This window comes from Oceaniradius stylonematis (genome assembly GCF_965223445.1).
GTDB lineage: Bacteria > Pseudomonadota > Alphaproteobacteria > Rhizobiales > Rhizobiaceae > Roseitalea > Roseitalea stylonematis.
In genome coordinates this window covers 610172-623229 of sequence record NZ_OZ244994.1, presented here as the reverse complement: position 1 = coordinate 623229, position 13058 = coordinate 610172, and the positions used below count along the sequence as shown (strand labels likewise).

General features: G+C 64.0%; 13 protein-coding genes. 12 read left to right on the top strand and 1 reads right to left on the bottom strand.

All coding sequences use genetic code 11. The features are described from left to right. The first annotated feature begins 134 nt into the window (after nucleotides 1-134). From ACOQOU_RS03165 to preA, 12 genes are all read left to right on the top strand, one after another. Entirely contained in the window at nucleotides 135-1637 is a 1503-nt protein-coding gene (locus tag ACOQOU_RS03165; protein WP_306026428.1) for a CoA-acylating methylmalonate-semialdehyde dehydrogenase, read from the top strand. A gap of 20 nt (nucleotides 1638-1657) precedes the next feature. Further along, nucleotides 1658-2911, top strand: a complete 1254-nt coding sequence (locus ACOQOU_RS03160) for a Zn-dependent hydrolase (RefSeq protein WP_109768433.1) — start codon at nucleotides 1658-1660, stop codon at nucleotides 2909-2911. A 124-nt stretch (nucleotides 2912-3035) separates the two neighbouring features. Further along, on the top strand, nucleotides 3036-3215 hold the full coding sequence (locus tag ACOQOU_RS03155) for a hypothetical protein (protein WP_120222791.1): 180 nt from the start codon (nucleotides 3036-3038) through the stop codon (nucleotides 3213-3215). Then, on the top strand, nucleotides 3209-3559 hold the full coding sequence (locus tag ACOQOU_RS03150; protein ID WP_109768432.1) for a type II toxin-antitoxin system PemK/MazF family toxin: 351 nt from the start codon (nucleotides 3209-3211) through the stop codon (nucleotides 3557-3559). The genes ACOQOU_RS03155 and ACOQOU_RS03150 overlap by 7 nt, the downstream gene beginning before the upstream one ends. A 6-nt stretch (nucleotides 3560-3565) precedes the next feature. Next, nucleotides 3566-5017 carry a dihydropyrimidinase gene (hydA, locus tag ACOQOU_RS03145; RefSeq protein ID WP_306026427.1) on the top strand — a complete coding sequence of 484 codons (1452 nt, stop codon included), beginning with the start codon at nucleotides 3566-3568 and terminating at the stop codon, nucleotides 5015-5017. Nucleotides 5018-5026: 9 nt separating this feature from the next. Next, nucleotides 5027-5824 carry an ABC transporter ATP-binding protein gene (locus ACOQOU_RS03140; RefSeq protein ID WP_306026426.1) on the top strand — a complete coding sequence of 266 codons (798 nt, stop codon included), beginning with the start codon at nucleotides 5027-5029 and terminating at the stop codon, nucleotides 5822-5824. Between the two features lie 195 nt (nucleotides 5825-6019). Beyond that, nucleotides 6020-6898 carry an ABC transporter permease gene (locus ACOQOU_RS03135; RefSeq protein WP_109768471.1) on the top strand — a complete coding sequence of 293 codons (879 nt, stop codon included), beginning with the start codon at nucleotides 6020-6022 and terminating at the stop codon, nucleotides 6896-6898. Continuing rightward, nucleotides 6895-7767: an ABC transporter permease gene (locus ACOQOU_RS03130; protein WP_306026425.1), complete on the top strand. Its 873-nt coding sequence runs from the start codon at nucleotides 6895-6897 to the stop codon at nucleotides 7765-7767. The genes ACOQOU_RS03135 and ACOQOU_RS03130 overlap by 4 nt, the downstream gene beginning before the upstream one ends. Before the next feature lie 56 nt (nucleotides 7768-7823). Next, nucleotides 7824-8819 (top strand): ABC transporter substrate-binding protein, encoded by a 996-nt coding sequence (locus ACOQOU_RS03125; protein ID WP_306026424.1) that lies wholly within the window; start codon nucleotides 7824-7826, stop codon nucleotides 8817-8819. A 167-nt stretch (nucleotides 8820-8986) separates the two neighbouring features. Continuing rightward, complete coding sequence (locus ACOQOU_RS03120; RefSeq protein WP_306026423.1) at nucleotides 8987-10336, top strand: NAD(P)-dependent oxidoreductase; 1350 nt, start codon at nucleotides 8987-8989, stop codon at nucleotides 10334-10336. After that, nucleotides 10333-10824: an ASCH domain-containing protein gene (locus ACOQOU_RS03115; RefSeq protein WP_306026422.1), complete on the top strand. Its 492-nt coding sequence runs from the start codon at nucleotides 10333-10335 to the stop codon at nucleotides 10822-10824. The genes ACOQOU_RS03120 and ACOQOU_RS03115 overlap by 4 nt, the downstream gene beginning before the upstream one ends. Beyond that, complete coding sequence (gene preA, locus ACOQOU_RS03110; protein WP_109768426.1) at nucleotides 10817-12127, top strand: NAD-dependent dihydropyrimidine dehydrogenase subunit PreA; 1311 nt, start codon at nucleotides 10817-10819, stop codon at nucleotides 12125-12127. Before ACOQOU_RS03115 ends, preA begins: the two co-directional genes overlap by 8 nt. Nucleotides 12128-12130: 3 nt before the next feature. Here preA and ACOQOU_RS03105 read toward each other — a convergent pair whose 3' ends face one another. Further along, nucleotides 12131-13042 (bottom strand): alpha/beta hydrolase family protein, encoded by a 912-nt coding sequence (locus tag ACOQOU_RS03105; protein WP_420578833.1) that lies wholly within the window; start codon nucleotides 13040-13042, stop codon nucleotides 12131-12133. Between the last annotated feature and the right edge of the window lie 16 nt (nucleotides 13043-13058).

Below are 13058 nucleotides of genomic sequence, written 5' to 3'. Positions count from 1 at the left end.
TTTCCGCCCCTGCAATGATTAAAAGTTGATGTTTTTGATCAATTTAAATACCGTCTTGACCATGGTCAATCGCTCCCATAGCGTCCAAATTTGACCAGTTAGTCAAGAATTTTCCAAGTCTGCCAAGGTGACCCATGAGCGCTGCCAACGAGATCATTCACAACGCGATCGGTGGCGCGCCGGCGCCTTCGGCATCGACGCGGCGCCAGCCCGTCTTCAATCCCGCAACCGGCGAGCCGGTCGCCGAACTGCCGCTGTCGACGGTCGACGAACTGGATGCGGCGGTTCAAGCGGCCAAGGCCGCGCTGCCCGGCTGGGCCGCGATGCCGCCGCTCAAGCGGGCGCGTTTCATGTTCAAGTTCAAGGAACTGCTCGACGCCCGGGCCGCCGACATCGCGCGTGCGATCTCGCGCGAGCACGGCAAGACCCATGACGATGCGCTGGGCGAAGTGGCGCGCGGCATCGAAGTCGTCGAGTTCGCCTGCGGCATCCCGCATCTTCTGAAAGGCGAATTCTCCCGCAATGTCGGCCCGTCCGTCGATACATTCTCGGACCGGCAGCCGCTTGGCGTCTGTGCCGGCATCACGCCGTTCAATTTTCCGGCCATGGTGCCGCTCTGGATGTATCCGGTGGCGGTCGCCTGCGGCAACACCTTCATCCTCAAGCCGTCAGAGCGCGATCCGTCGGCGCCGATGCTGGTCTATGACCTGTTTCGCGAGGCCGGCTTCCCGGACGGTGTGCTCAATGTCGTCCATGGCGACAAGGTCGTCGTCGATGCGATCCTCGATCACCCGGACATCAAGGCGGTCTCGTTCGTCGGCTCGACGCCGATCGCGCAGTATGTCTATTCGCGGGGGACCGCGGCCGGCAAAAGGGTTCAGGCGCTGGGGGGCGCCAAGAACCACATGGTGGTGATGCCGGACGCGGACATGGACAAGGCGGCCGACGCGCTGATGGGCGCCGGCTACGGGTCTGCCGGCGAGCGCTGCATGGCGATCTCGGTTGCCGTTCCGGTGGGCGAAAAGACCGCCGACGCGCTGGTCGAGCGCCTCAAGCCGCGCGTCGAAAGCCTGAAGATCGGCCCGTCGACCGACGCGGACGCGGACATGGGGCCGCTGGTGACCAAGGACGCGCAGGAGCGTGTGCTCGGCTATATCGACAAGGGCGTCGAGGAAGGCGCCGATCTGGTCGTCGACGGGCGCGGCTTCTCGCTGCAGGGTTACGAGGACGGCTATTTCGTCGGCGGCACGCTGTTCGACCGCGTGACCACCGACATGACGATCTACAAGGAAGAGATTTTCGGGCCGGTGCTGTCGGTCGTGCGCGCCAAGACCTATGACGAGGCGACCGCGATGATCGACGCCCACGAATATGGCAACGGCACCGCGATCTTCACCCGCGACGGCGACACGGCACGCGACTTCTGCGACCGGATCGAGGTCGGCATGGTCGGCGTCAATGTGCCGATCCCGGTGCCGGTGGCCTATCATTCGTTCGGCGGCTGGAAGCGGTCGCTGTTCGGCGACCATTCGATCTACGGGCCCGAAGGCGTGCGCTTCTATACGCGCCTGAAGACGATCACCCAGCGCTGGCCCGAAGGGATCAAGGACGGCGCGGTGTTCACCTTCCCGGCATAAAAAGAGGACAGGAGCGCGACATGCCCGCAGCACCCGGCGAGAACCTTCGAATCAATGGCGACCGGCTGTGGGATTCGATCCACGCCATGGCCGAGATCGGTCCGGGCATTGCGGGCGGCTCCAACCGCCAGACCGTGACCGACGAGGACGCCGAAGGCCGCCGCCTGTTTCAGAAATGGTGCGAGGATGCCGGCCTGACGATGGGTGTCGATCAGATGGGCACCATGTTCATGCGGCGCGAGGGCACCGACCCCGACGCGCTGCCGGTCTATGTGGGATCGCACCTGGACACCCAGCCGACGGGCGGGCGCTATGATGGCGTCCTGGGCGTTCTGGCCGGGCTCGAGATCGTCCGCACGATGAACGATCTCGACATCACGACCAAACACCCGATCGTCGTCACCAACTGGACCAACGAGGAAGGCACGCGCTTCGCACCGGCGATGATGGCATCTGGCGTGTTTGCCGGCGTGCTCGACCAGGCCGATGTCTACGGACACACCGACGCCGAGGGCAAGAAATTCGGCGACGAGTTGGAACGGATCGGCTGGAAGGGCGAGGAGAAAGTCGGCGACCGCAAGATGCATGCGTTTTTCGAGCTGCATATCGAGCAGGGGCCGATCCTCGAGGCCGAAGGCAAGGACATCGGCGTTGTCACGCACGGACAGGGCCTGAGGTGGATCGAGTGCACGGTGACCGGCAAGGAAAGCCACACCGGCTCGACGCCGATGCCGATGCGCAAGAATGCGGGTAGGGGTCTCGCGCAGATCACCGAGCTGGTCCATGACATCGCCATGTCGAACGCGCCCAACGCGGTCGGTGCGATCGGCCATGTCGATGTGTATCCCAATTCGCGCAACATCATTCCGGGCAAGGTGGTGTTCACGGTCGATTTTCGGAGCCATGAACTCGACACGCTGAACGCGATGGTCGAGCGGCTGATGGCCCAGGCGCCCAAGCTCTGCGAGCATATCGGCGTCGCGTTCGAAGCGGAGATCGTCGGCCAGTTCGACCCGCCGGCGTTCGATGAGGAATGTGTGCGGATGATCCGCGAAGCGGCCGAGCGGCTCGGTTATTCGCACATGGACATCATTTCGGGGGCCGGACACGATGCCTGCTGGATCAACCGCGTCGCGCCGACGGCAATGGTCATGTGCCCCTGCGTCGACGGGCTGTCGCACAATGAGGCCGAGGACATCACCAAGGAATGGGCCAAGGCCGGCGCCGACGTCCTGTTCCACGCGGTGATGGAAAAGGCGGAGATTGTGGGGTGAACGTGGCCGCCATGGCTCACCGAATAAACAATTGAGGGGGTACGGATGACCACCACCATCATCAAGAACGGCGCCATCGTCGCCACCTTTTGCGCGTGATAGGCTGTTCGCCGAGGAGCCGGACATGGACCCGAAAGAACGCAAGTATGAAACTGTCACCGCTCATCGGTTGAGTTTGACCGAGGAGGAATGGAAGCGCGAAGGCGAAATCATCCGCGCGGCTGATGAACGCGACGGAACGCTGGAGCTCCTCGATGCGCTTCTGGACGACATGCTCGATGATGAACCAAACTACGAATGGTAAAGCGCGGTACGATTGTCCTGATGGTTGCTTCACGCGCATACAATAAGGTTCGACCTGCCGTGGTCATCCAATCGGATGCGAGCACAGACCATTTCGACAGTTTGACGCTTTGTTTGGTCACGTCGGAGCCGTCAGAGGGTTCTGCGCTGCGCGTCCCGATAGAGCCGACCACGAGAAACGGTTTGAAGCGCAAAAGCTGGGTTCAGACCGAAAAGATCGTCACGATCCCGCAACTGGAAACGCGCCGCGTGATCGGTGAAGTTGAACCGAACCAGATGCGCGAGATCGACATCGCGCTCGCCACCCATCTAAATCTCTATGCCCTCGCGCCAAGCCAGGAGTGAACCCATATGACCACCATCATCAAGAACGGCACCATCGTCACCGCCGACCGGACCTACAAGGCCGATGTGAAGGTCGAGAACGGCGTGATCGCCGGGATCGGGCAGAACCTGTCGGGCGGCGAGGAACTGGATGCGACCGGCTGCTATGTGATGCCCGGCGGCATCGACCCGCATGTGCATCTCGAAATGCCGTTCATGGGCACCTATTCGTCGGACGATTTCGAGAGCGGCACACGCGCCGCGCTCGCCGGCGGCACGACGATGGTGGTCGATTTCTGCCTGCCCAATCCCGAACAGTCGCTGCTGGAGGCGCTGCAGCGCTGGGACAACAAGTCGACGCGCGCCAATTGCGACTACTCGTTCCACATGGCGATCACCTGGTGGGGCGAACAGGTGTTCAACGAGATGGAGGACATCACCAGGCGCGGCATCAACACCTTCAAGCACTTCATGGCCTACAAGGGCGCGCTGATGGTGAACGACGACGAGATGTTCGCTTCGTTCCGCCGCTGCGCGGAACTCGGCGCGCTGCCCCTGGTGCACGCCGAAAACGGCGATGTCGTCGCCGATCTGCAGGCGAAGCTGCTCGCCGAGGGCAATGATGGCCCCGAAGGCCACGCCTATTCGCGGCCGCCGCAGGTGGAAGGGGAAGCCACCAATCGCGCGATCATGATCGCCGACATGGCGGGCGTGCCGGTCTACATCGTCCACACCTCCTGCGAGGACGCGCACGAGGCGATCCGCCGGGCCCGGATGGCCGGCAAGCGCGTCTATGGCGAACCGCTGATCCAGCATCTGACGCTCGATGAGAGCGAATATTTCGACAAGGACTGGGACCATGCGGCGCGGCGCGTCATGAGCCCGCCCTTCCGCAACAAGCAACACCAGGATTCGCTTTGGAACGGGCTGTCGTCGGGCTCGCTGTCGGTCGTTGCCACCGACCATTGCGCCTTCACCACCGAGCAGAAGCGCAACGGCGTCGGCGATTTCACGCAGATTCCGAACGGGACGGGCGGGCTCGAGGACCGGATGCCGATGCTGTGGACCCATGGCGTCAACACCGGCCGGCTGACGATGAACGAATTCGTCGCCGTCACCTCGACCAACATCGCCAAGATTTTGAACGCCTATCCCAGGAAAGGCGCGATCCTCGAGGGTGCGGACGCCGACATCGTCGTCTGGGACCCCAACAAGGAAAAGACCATCTCCGCCGACAGCCAGCAGTCGGCGATCGACTACAACGTCTTCGAGGGCAAGCATGTGAAGGGCCTGCCGCGCTTCACGCTCACCCGCGGCAAGGTGGCCGTCCACGATGGCGAGGTGCGCACCGAGGAGGGCCATGGCCAGTTCGTCGAGCGTCCGCCGAACAACCCGGTCAACACCGCGCTGTCGACCTGGAAGGAACTGACCGCCCCGCGCAAGATCGAGCGCACCGGCATTCCGGCAAGCGGGGTCTGACCGGCTCCGATGCTTTCGCCATCCCCGCAATCCGAAACGGTCATCTCCGCCGACAGCCTCGATCTCGTCTTTGAGACCAATGACGGGCCGGTGCATGCGCTGTCGGACATCTCGCTCGATATCGAAAAGGGCGAATTCGTCTCGCTGATCGGCCCCTCGGGCTGCGGCAAGACCACGCTGCTGCGCGTCATCGCCGATCTTGAACACCCGACCGGCGGGACGATCACGGTCAACGGATTGACGCCGCACGAGGCGCGGCTGAAGCGCGCCTATGGCTATGTGTTTCAGGCCGCCGCTTTGTTTCCGTGGCGATCCATCGCCGACAATGTCGGCTTGCCGCTCGAAGTGATGGGCCTCGACAGGGCCGAGCGCGACAGGCGCGTTAGCGAAAATCTCGAACTGGTGGATCTGGCCGGTTTCGAGAAGAAGTTTCCCTGGCAATTGTCGGGCGGCATGCAGCAGCGCGCCTCGATTGCCCGCGCCTTGGCCGTGCAGCCGGACATGCTGCTGATGGACGAGCCGTTCGGCGCTTTGGACGAAATTGTCCGCGATCACCTGAACGTCCAGCTCTTGAAGCTGTGGGCGGCGACGCACAAGACCATCGTCTTCGTCACGCACTCCATCCCCGAGGCGGTGTACCTCTCCACCAAGATCGTGGTGATGAGCCCCCGGCCGGGCCGCATCCACGAGGTGATCGATTGCGATCTGGGTGCCGACCGGCCGCTTGAGGTACGCGAAACGCCTCAGTTTCTGAAGATCGCCCATCAAGTGCGCGAAGGGCTGGCCGCGGGGCATGCCTATGAGTGAGGGCAGGGCGGCGTATACCCCCACCCTTCATCCCTCCCCACAAGGGGGAGGGAGGACATCGGCACCTCGCGACCTCGCCGGTTTGCGAGCCAGGTTTGATCGTGCAGAAATGAGCACGGCGTTGATCTCTTCCCTCCCCCTTGTGGGGAGGGATGAAGGGTGGGGGTTTGGCTCTTCGACGGGGGCAGCGCCATCATGATCCGCACCCGCATCCTGCCCATCCTCACCGTCGTCGCGGCGATCATCGCGGTCTGGTATGCGTTCGCGGTGATCCTCAACGCCCCGTTCGAACGCAACGCCGCCGAGCGGGCCGGCGAGACGATCGGCTTCGCCGAAATCCTGCCCAAGACCATGAGCCAGCAGCGGCCGGTGCTGCCGGCGCCGCACCAGGTGGCCGTCGAGATCTGGGAAACGACGGTCGAAAAGAACATCACCTCCAAGCGCAGCCTGATCTACCATGCCTGGGTGACGCTGTCGGCGACGCTTCTCGGCTTCATGATGGGCACCGCGCTCGGCATCCTTCTGGCCGTCGGCATCGTGCATTCCCGGGTGCTCGACAAGTCGATGATGCCCTGGATCATCACCTCGCAGACGATCCCGATCCTGGCGCTGGCGCCGATGATCATCGTTGTCTTCAATTCGGTCGGCGTGACCGGCCTTCTGCCCAAGGCGCTGATCTCGACCTATCTGAGTTTCTTTCCGGTGGCGGTCGGCATGGTGAAGGGGCTCCGTTCGCCCGAAACCATGCACATGGACCTGATGCACACTTACTCAGCCAACCGGGCGCAGACCTTCTGGAAGCTGCGCTGGCCGTCCTCGGTGCCGTTCCTGTTCACCTCGATGAAGATCGGCATCGCCGCCAGCCTCGTCGGCGCGATCGTCGGCGAACTGCCGACCGGCGCGGTGGCGGGCCTGGGCGCGCGGCTTCTGGCCGGGTCCTATTACGGCCAGACCGTGCAGATCTGGTCGGCGCTGATCGTCGCCGCTGTGCTGGCCGGGCTGCTCGTCGGGCTGATCGGCTGGATTGGCGGCTGGCTCAACCGCCGCATGGGCGTCAGGGAGGCGCGGGCGTGACCAACACGGCCATCCTCATTGCCGCGATCGTCTTCTGGCTGGCGGCCTGGTATGCCAACACAAGGCTCGCCGCCCTGCGGCCCGAGCGCGGACCGATGGTCACCCTTGTCAATCTCGCCATCCCGGTGCTGTTCGGCGCGGCGATCCTGGCGCTTTGGGAGGGGATCACACGCGGCTTCGGCGTGCCGACCGTCATCCTGCCGCCGCCGTCGATGATCTGGGAGCGCATCATTTCGTCCGTGCCGACGCTGTGGGCCGATTTCCAACAGACCTATCTCAAGGGCGTCGTCTCGGGCTATCTGATCGGCTGCTCGCTCGGCTTTCTCGTCGCCGTCCTCGTCGACCGCTCGCCCTTCTGGAAGGCCGGCGTGATGCCGATCGGCAATCTCGTCTCCGCGCTGCCCATCGTCGGCATCGCGCCGATCATGGTGATGTGGTTCGGCTTCGACTGGCAGTCCAAGGCCGCCGTGGTCGTCGTGATGACCTTTTTTCCGATGCTGGTGAACACGGTCGCCGGCCTGAATGCGGCCGGGCACATGGAGCGCGATCTGATGCACACCTATGCGTCGACGCGCACGCAGTCGCTCATCAAGCTGCGGCTGCCGGCGGCGATGCCGTTCATCTTCAACGCCTTGAAGATCAATTCGACGCTTGCGCTGATCGGTGCGATCGTCGCAGAGTTTTTCGGCACACCCATTGTCGGCATGGGCTTCCGCATTTCGGCGGAAGTGGGCCGGCTCAATGTCGACATGGTGTGGGCCACGATATTCGTCGCCGCGCTTGCCGGCTCGCTCTCCTACGGCGCGATTGCGCTGGTCGAGCGGTCGGTGACATTCTGGCATCCGTCCATGCGAAGCGAGCGGCCATAAAACGGGATGACGGGTGCCGACACGATCAATCAACGGAGCAAACAGGGAGAACCAAAATGCGCAAATGGATAGCACTGGCCGCAGGTACGGCGATGGGGCTGACGGCGGCATCGGCCGCCAACGCCGCCGATGAACTGACGCTGCAGCTCAAATGGGTCACGCAGGCGCAGTTCGCCGGCTATTATGTGGCGAAAGACAAGGGCTTTTACGAAGAAGCCGATCTGGACGTGACCATCAATCCGGGCGGGCCGGACATCGCGCCGCCGCAGGTGATCGCCGGCGGCGGCGCCGATGTCGTCATCGAATGGATGCCCGCCGCGCTCGCCGCGCGCGAGAAGGGCGTTCCGCTGGTCAACATCGCCCAGCCGTTCCAGCGGTCGGGCATGATGCTGACCTGCCGCAAGGAAACCGGGATCGAGACGCCCGAAGACTTTCGCGGCCGGACGCTGGGCGTGTGGTTTTTCGGCAACGAGTTCCCGTTCCTGTCCTGGATGAGCCAGCTCGGCATTCCGACCGAGGGCGGCGATGACGGCGTCGAGGTGCTCAAGCAGGGCTTCAACGTCGATCCGCTGATCCAGGAGCAGGCCGACTGCGTGTCGACCATGACCTACAACGAGTACTGGCAGGTCATCGATGCGGGCTTCACGCCGGACGATCTGGTCGTCTTCAACTATACCGACCAGGGCGTTGCGACGCTGGAAGACGGCATCTACGTGCTCGAGGAAAGCCTTGCCGACGAGGCGATGGCCGACAAGCTGGCGCGGTTCGTTGCGGCCTCGATGCGCGGCTGGGAATATGCCTGCGAGAACCAGCAGGAAGCGGCCGAGATCGTGCTTGAGAACGACGCGACCGGCGCCCAGACCGAGGAGCACCAGGTGCGCATGACCGGCGAGATCTGCAAGCTCATCGGCGATTCCGACGGAACGCTCGATACGGCTGCGGCCGAGACGACGGTCGACTCGCTGCTTGCCGGCGGTTCGGACCCGGTGATCACGGCCCGGCCGGAAGGCGCCTGGACCGACGCGATCATGAACAAGGTCAAGGGCATGTAATCGTCTTTCTCATGACGCGGAAAAGGCCGGCGAAAGCCGGCCTTTTTTGTTTCTGAGCAGGCGCAGAAAAAATTTGACCTTTTGATCAAATTATTGAAAGCTTTCGCCCACGACAAGCGGCCGCCAAGAGCCGTCGACAATTCGGGTTCTCGGAGGGAGACCGCGCGATGGCGCCAAACCGTGTTTCACCGGACATTCAGGCCGGGCGTCTGCCGGCCGATCAGTACGCCGACAATTTCGACGATCTGCACGAACCGCTCGACCGGCACGAGGCGGTCGTCGAGGCCGACCGCTGCTATTTCTGCTATGACGCGCCGTGCCAGACCGCATGCCCGACATCGATCGACATTCCGATGTTCATCCGGCAGATCTCGACCGGCAACGCCAATGGCGCGGCCAGGACGATCTTCGACCAGAATATTCTGGGCGGCATGTGCGCCCGCGTCTGCCCGACCGAGACGCTGTGCGAGGAAGTGTGCGTGCGCGAGGTGGCCGAGGGCAAGCCGGTCAAGATCGGCCTTTTGCAGCGCTACGCGACCGATCATTTCCTGGAAACGGCCGAGCAGCACCCCTATGAGCGCGCCGCGCCGACGGGCAAATCGGTGGCGATTGTCGGCGCCGGGCCGGCGGGCCTGTCCTGCGCGCATGCGCTCGCCCGCCACGGCCACGACGTCACCATCTTCGAGGCGCGCGAAAAGGCCGGCGGGCTGAACGAGCACGGCATCGCCGCCTACAAGACGACGGAGAATTTTGCCCAGCGCGAAGTGGATTTCATCACCGGGATTGGCGGTATCGCGATCAGGAACGGCATGGCGCTCGGCCGCAACGTCACGCTGGACGATCTGGTGGCGGGCCATGACGCGGTGTTCCTGGGCATGGGCCTGCCCGGGGTCAACGATCTGGGCCTCGAAGGCGACGATGCGGACAATTGCATCGATGCCGTCGCCTATATCGAGAAGCTGCGCCAGACCGACGATCTGTCGGCGCTGCCGGTCGGCCGCAACATCGTCGTCATCGGCGGCGGCATGACGGCGATCGACGTGGCCGTGCAGACCAAGCTGCTCGGTGCGGAGACGGTGACGATCTGCTACCGGCGCGGACCCGAACAGATGAACGCCTCGCAGTACGAGCAGGAGGTGGCGCAGACGCATGGCGTGACGATCCGCCACTGGCTTCAGCCGCAGGCGCTCGTGCGCAACGATGATGGCGCGGTCACGGGTATCACGCTCGAATATACGGCGATGAACGGCAAGCTGAGCGGCACCGGCGAGACCGTGACGCTGGACGCCGACCAGGTGTTCAAGGCGATCGGCCAGAAGCCGGTCGAGGGCCTCTTCGGCGGCGTCTCGCTCGATCTGTCGGGCGGGCGCATCTTCACCGATGACGACCGGCGCACGAGCCATGACAAGGTCTGGGCGGGCGGCGACTGCATCGCCGGCGGCGAAGACCTGACGGTGGTCGCCGTCGAAGACGGCAAGATCGCCGCCGCCAGCATTCACAAGCGGCTGACAGGATGAACGCGGAGGTCTCACGTTTCTGGTCGAGGTTCCGCGCGGCCCATCCGGATGCGGGCTCTGAACCGTTCGACGTCTTTCGCGTGGGCGATACCGACGAGAGCGCGGACGGAGGGGCCGATCTCATCGTGTCCGGCATCAAGACGGCAACGAGTTCGCTTCCCGAAGAGCTTGTCGACATCGGAATCCCGTTTCCGGGCGCCTTGAGCGTCGTGATCGACGGCAACGCCCGGCCCAGGGCCGTCGTCGAGACAATGCAGGTCAGTCAAACCCCGTTCGGCGAGGTCGATGCAAAATTTGCCCACGATTATGGCGAATGGGACCGCACGCTGGAGACATGGAAGGCCCGCAACGGCGCGCACTATCGCGCGGTCTGCGAAGGGCTGGGCCTTGAGTGGCACGAGCAGCGCGAACTGATCTGCGAGCGCTTCAAGGTCGTCTTTTCCGATACTGCGCATCACGCGCCAAGCAGGAGCATGAGCCATGGCTGATCTGCACACCAACTTTCTCGGCGTTTCGTCGCCCAATCCGTTCTGGCTGGCCTCGGCCCCGCCAACCGACAAGCAGTACAATGTCGAGCGTGCCTTCGAGGCGGGGTGGGGCGGCGTTGTCTGGAAGACGCTGGGCGAAGCCGGCCCGCCGGTCGTCAATGTCAACGGACCGCGCTATGGCGCGATCTGGGGTCCGGACCGGCGGCTTCTGGGGCTCAACAATATCGAACTGATCACCGACCGCGATCTCGAGGTCAATCTGCGCGAGATCGAGACGGTCAAGAAGAACTGGCCCGATCGGGCGATGATCGTTTCGCTGATGGTGCCGTGCGAGGAGGAGCCCTGGAAGAACATCCTCGCTTCGGTCGAACAAACCGGCGCCGATGCGGTCGAACTCAATTTCGGCTGCCCGCACGGCATGAGCGAGCGCGGCATGGGCTCGGCGGTCGGTCAGGTGCCCGAATATATCGAGATGGTCGCGCGCTGGTGCAAGCAGCATTCCGACCTGCCGGTGATCGTCAAGCTGACGCCGAACATCACCGATATCCGCAAGCCGGCCGAAGCCGCCAAGCGCGGCGGCGCTGACGCCGTGTCGCTGATCAACACGATCAATTCGATCGTCTCGGTCGATCTGGACAGCTATTCGCCGGTGCCCTCGATCGACGGCAAGGGATCGCATGGCGGCTATTGCGGGCCTGCCGTAAAACCGATTGCGCTGTCGATGGTCTCGGAGATCGCGCGCCATCCCGAAACGCACGGCATGCCGATCTCGGGCATTGGCGGTATCCAGACATGGCGCGATGCAGCCGAATATATCGCGCTGGGCTGCGGCACGGTGCAGGTCTGCACGGCGGCGATGACCTACGGGTTCAAGATCGTCCAGGAGATGATCGCCGGGCTGGAAGCGTGGATGGATGAAAAGGGCCATGCGACGATCGAGGATTTTCGCGGCATGGCGGTGCCCAACGTCACCGACTGGCAGTATCTGAACCTCAACTACGTCACCAAGGCGCGCATCAACCAGGATCTGTGCATCTCCTGCGGGCGGTGCCACATCGCCTGCGAGGACACTTCGCACCAGGCGATCACCAACATGGTCGATGGCGTGCGCAAGTTCGAGGTGATCGACGAGGAGTGCGTCGGCTGCAATCTGTGCGTCAATGTCTGCCCGGTGGATGACTGCATCACCATGGAACAGATTTCCGGCACCGATCCGCGCACCGGCAAGCCGATCGATCCGGACTATGGCAACTGGACCGAGCACCCCAACAATCCGTCGGTGCAGCGGGAGGCGGCGGAGTAGGGCTCAGGCGCCGAGCGCGTTTTCGAGAAAGGTCAGCACCGCCGCCCGCATCTCGGGCGTTTCCTGATGGCCGGTGTCGGGTGATGTCAGTACAGTGAGTCGGTCCGAAGCGCGTTGCGTTTCATAGGCTTGGCGCAATCGGCTGAGCGCCGGATTCAAGGCGACGGGCGGCGTGAGCGGGTCTTTGAGGCCCGATGCGGCCAGTTGCGGGCGGGGAGCGATCAGAGCCGCTACATCGCCCATATCGCCATTTTCGAGCAGGCCCGGAACGGTCATGTAGATGCCGTGCAGATCGTGTGCATTGGTCTCGATCAGCGGACCTATATCGGCGAACGCACACAAATGCGCGCAGGCGGCGATGCGGTCGTCGAGCGCGGCGAGCCAATAGGCGTGCGTCGCGCCCATCGAGATGCCGAGCGTGCCGATGCGGGCCGGATCGACTGCCGGGTGGGCGGTCAGGGCATCAAGCGCCGCCGTCAGATCGCCGAGCATTGCGCCGGACAGGGTCTGCCCGCGCCACAGCGCGGCCTTGGCGAGCGCGCTTTCCGTGCCGTCGAGTTGGCGGCTGCCGAAGCCGGGCATATCGATGCACAGGACCGCATATCCGCGTTCCGCGAGCAGCGGCCCGTAGGGCGGGTCCTGAAGCGCGGGTCGGCCGTCCACCAGTTCGGCGGCGCCGATATCGTAGCGGTTGCCATGGGCGTGGCAGTAAAGGATGGCCGGGGCTCGCCCACCGTCCGTTGCGGGCAGCAGCAAAGTGCCGGCAATGGCGGGACCGGTCCCTTGCAGCGTAACGCGCTGGAGGCGGATGCCGTTGCGCACCGTCTCGTCGTCCACGCCGATGCGAGCGGGTTCCGCGTCCGTCGGCGGCAGGCGCAGAAGCGTGCGCAGTTCGTCGCGCGTGATCGGCATCATGGGCCCCCCCGCGGGC

Bases quoted from the DNA above. Each gene is read 5' to 3' on its own strand.
- ACOQOU_RS03165 (WP_306026428.1), top strand. From the start codon at position 135: ATGAGCGCTGCCAACGAGATCATTCACAACGCGATCGGTGGCGCGCCG.
- ACOQOU_RS03160 (WP_109768433.1), top strand. From the start codon at position 1,658: ATGCCCGCAGCACCCGGCGAGAACCTTCGAATCAATGGCGACCGGCTG.
- ACOQOU_RS03155 (WP_120222791.1), top strand. From the start codon at position 3,036: ATGGACCCGAAAGAACGCAAGTATGAAACTGTCACCGCTCATCGGTTG.
- ACOQOU_RS03150 (WP_109768432.1), top strand. From the start codon at position 3,209: ATGGTAAAGCGCGGTACGATTGTCCTGATGGTTGCTTCACGCGCATAC.
- hydA (WP_306026427.1), top strand. From the start codon at position 3,566: ATGACCACCATCATCAAGAACGGCACCATCGTCACCGCCGACCGGACC.
- ACOQOU_RS03140 (WP_306026426.1), top strand. From the start codon at position 5,027: ATGCTTTCGCCATCCCCGCAATCCGAAACGGTCATCTCCGCCGACAGC.
- ACOQOU_RS03135 (WP_109768471.1), top strand. From the start codon at position 6,020: ATGATCCGCACCCGCATCCTGCCCATCCTCACCGTCGTCGCGGCGATC.
- ACOQOU_RS03125 (WP_306026424.1), top strand. From the start codon at position 7,824: ATGCGCAAATGGATAGCACTGGCCGCAGGTACGGCGATGGGGCTGACG.
- ACOQOU_RS03120 (WP_306026423.1), top strand. From the start codon at position 8,987: ATGGCGCCAAACCGTGTTTCACCGGACATTCAGGCCGGGCGTCTGCCG.
- ACOQOU_RS03115 (WP_306026422.1), top strand. From the start codon at position 10,333: ATGAACGCGGAGGTCTCACGTTTCTGGTCGAGGTTCCGCGCGGCCCAT.
- preA (WP_109768426.1), top strand. From the start codon at position 10,817: ATGGCTGATCTGCACACCAACTTTCTCGGCGTTTCGTCGCCCAATCCG.
- ACOQOU_RS03105 (WP_420578833.1), bottom strand. From the start codon at position 13,042: ATGATGCCGATCACGCGCGACGAACTGCGCACGCTTCTGCGCCTGCCG.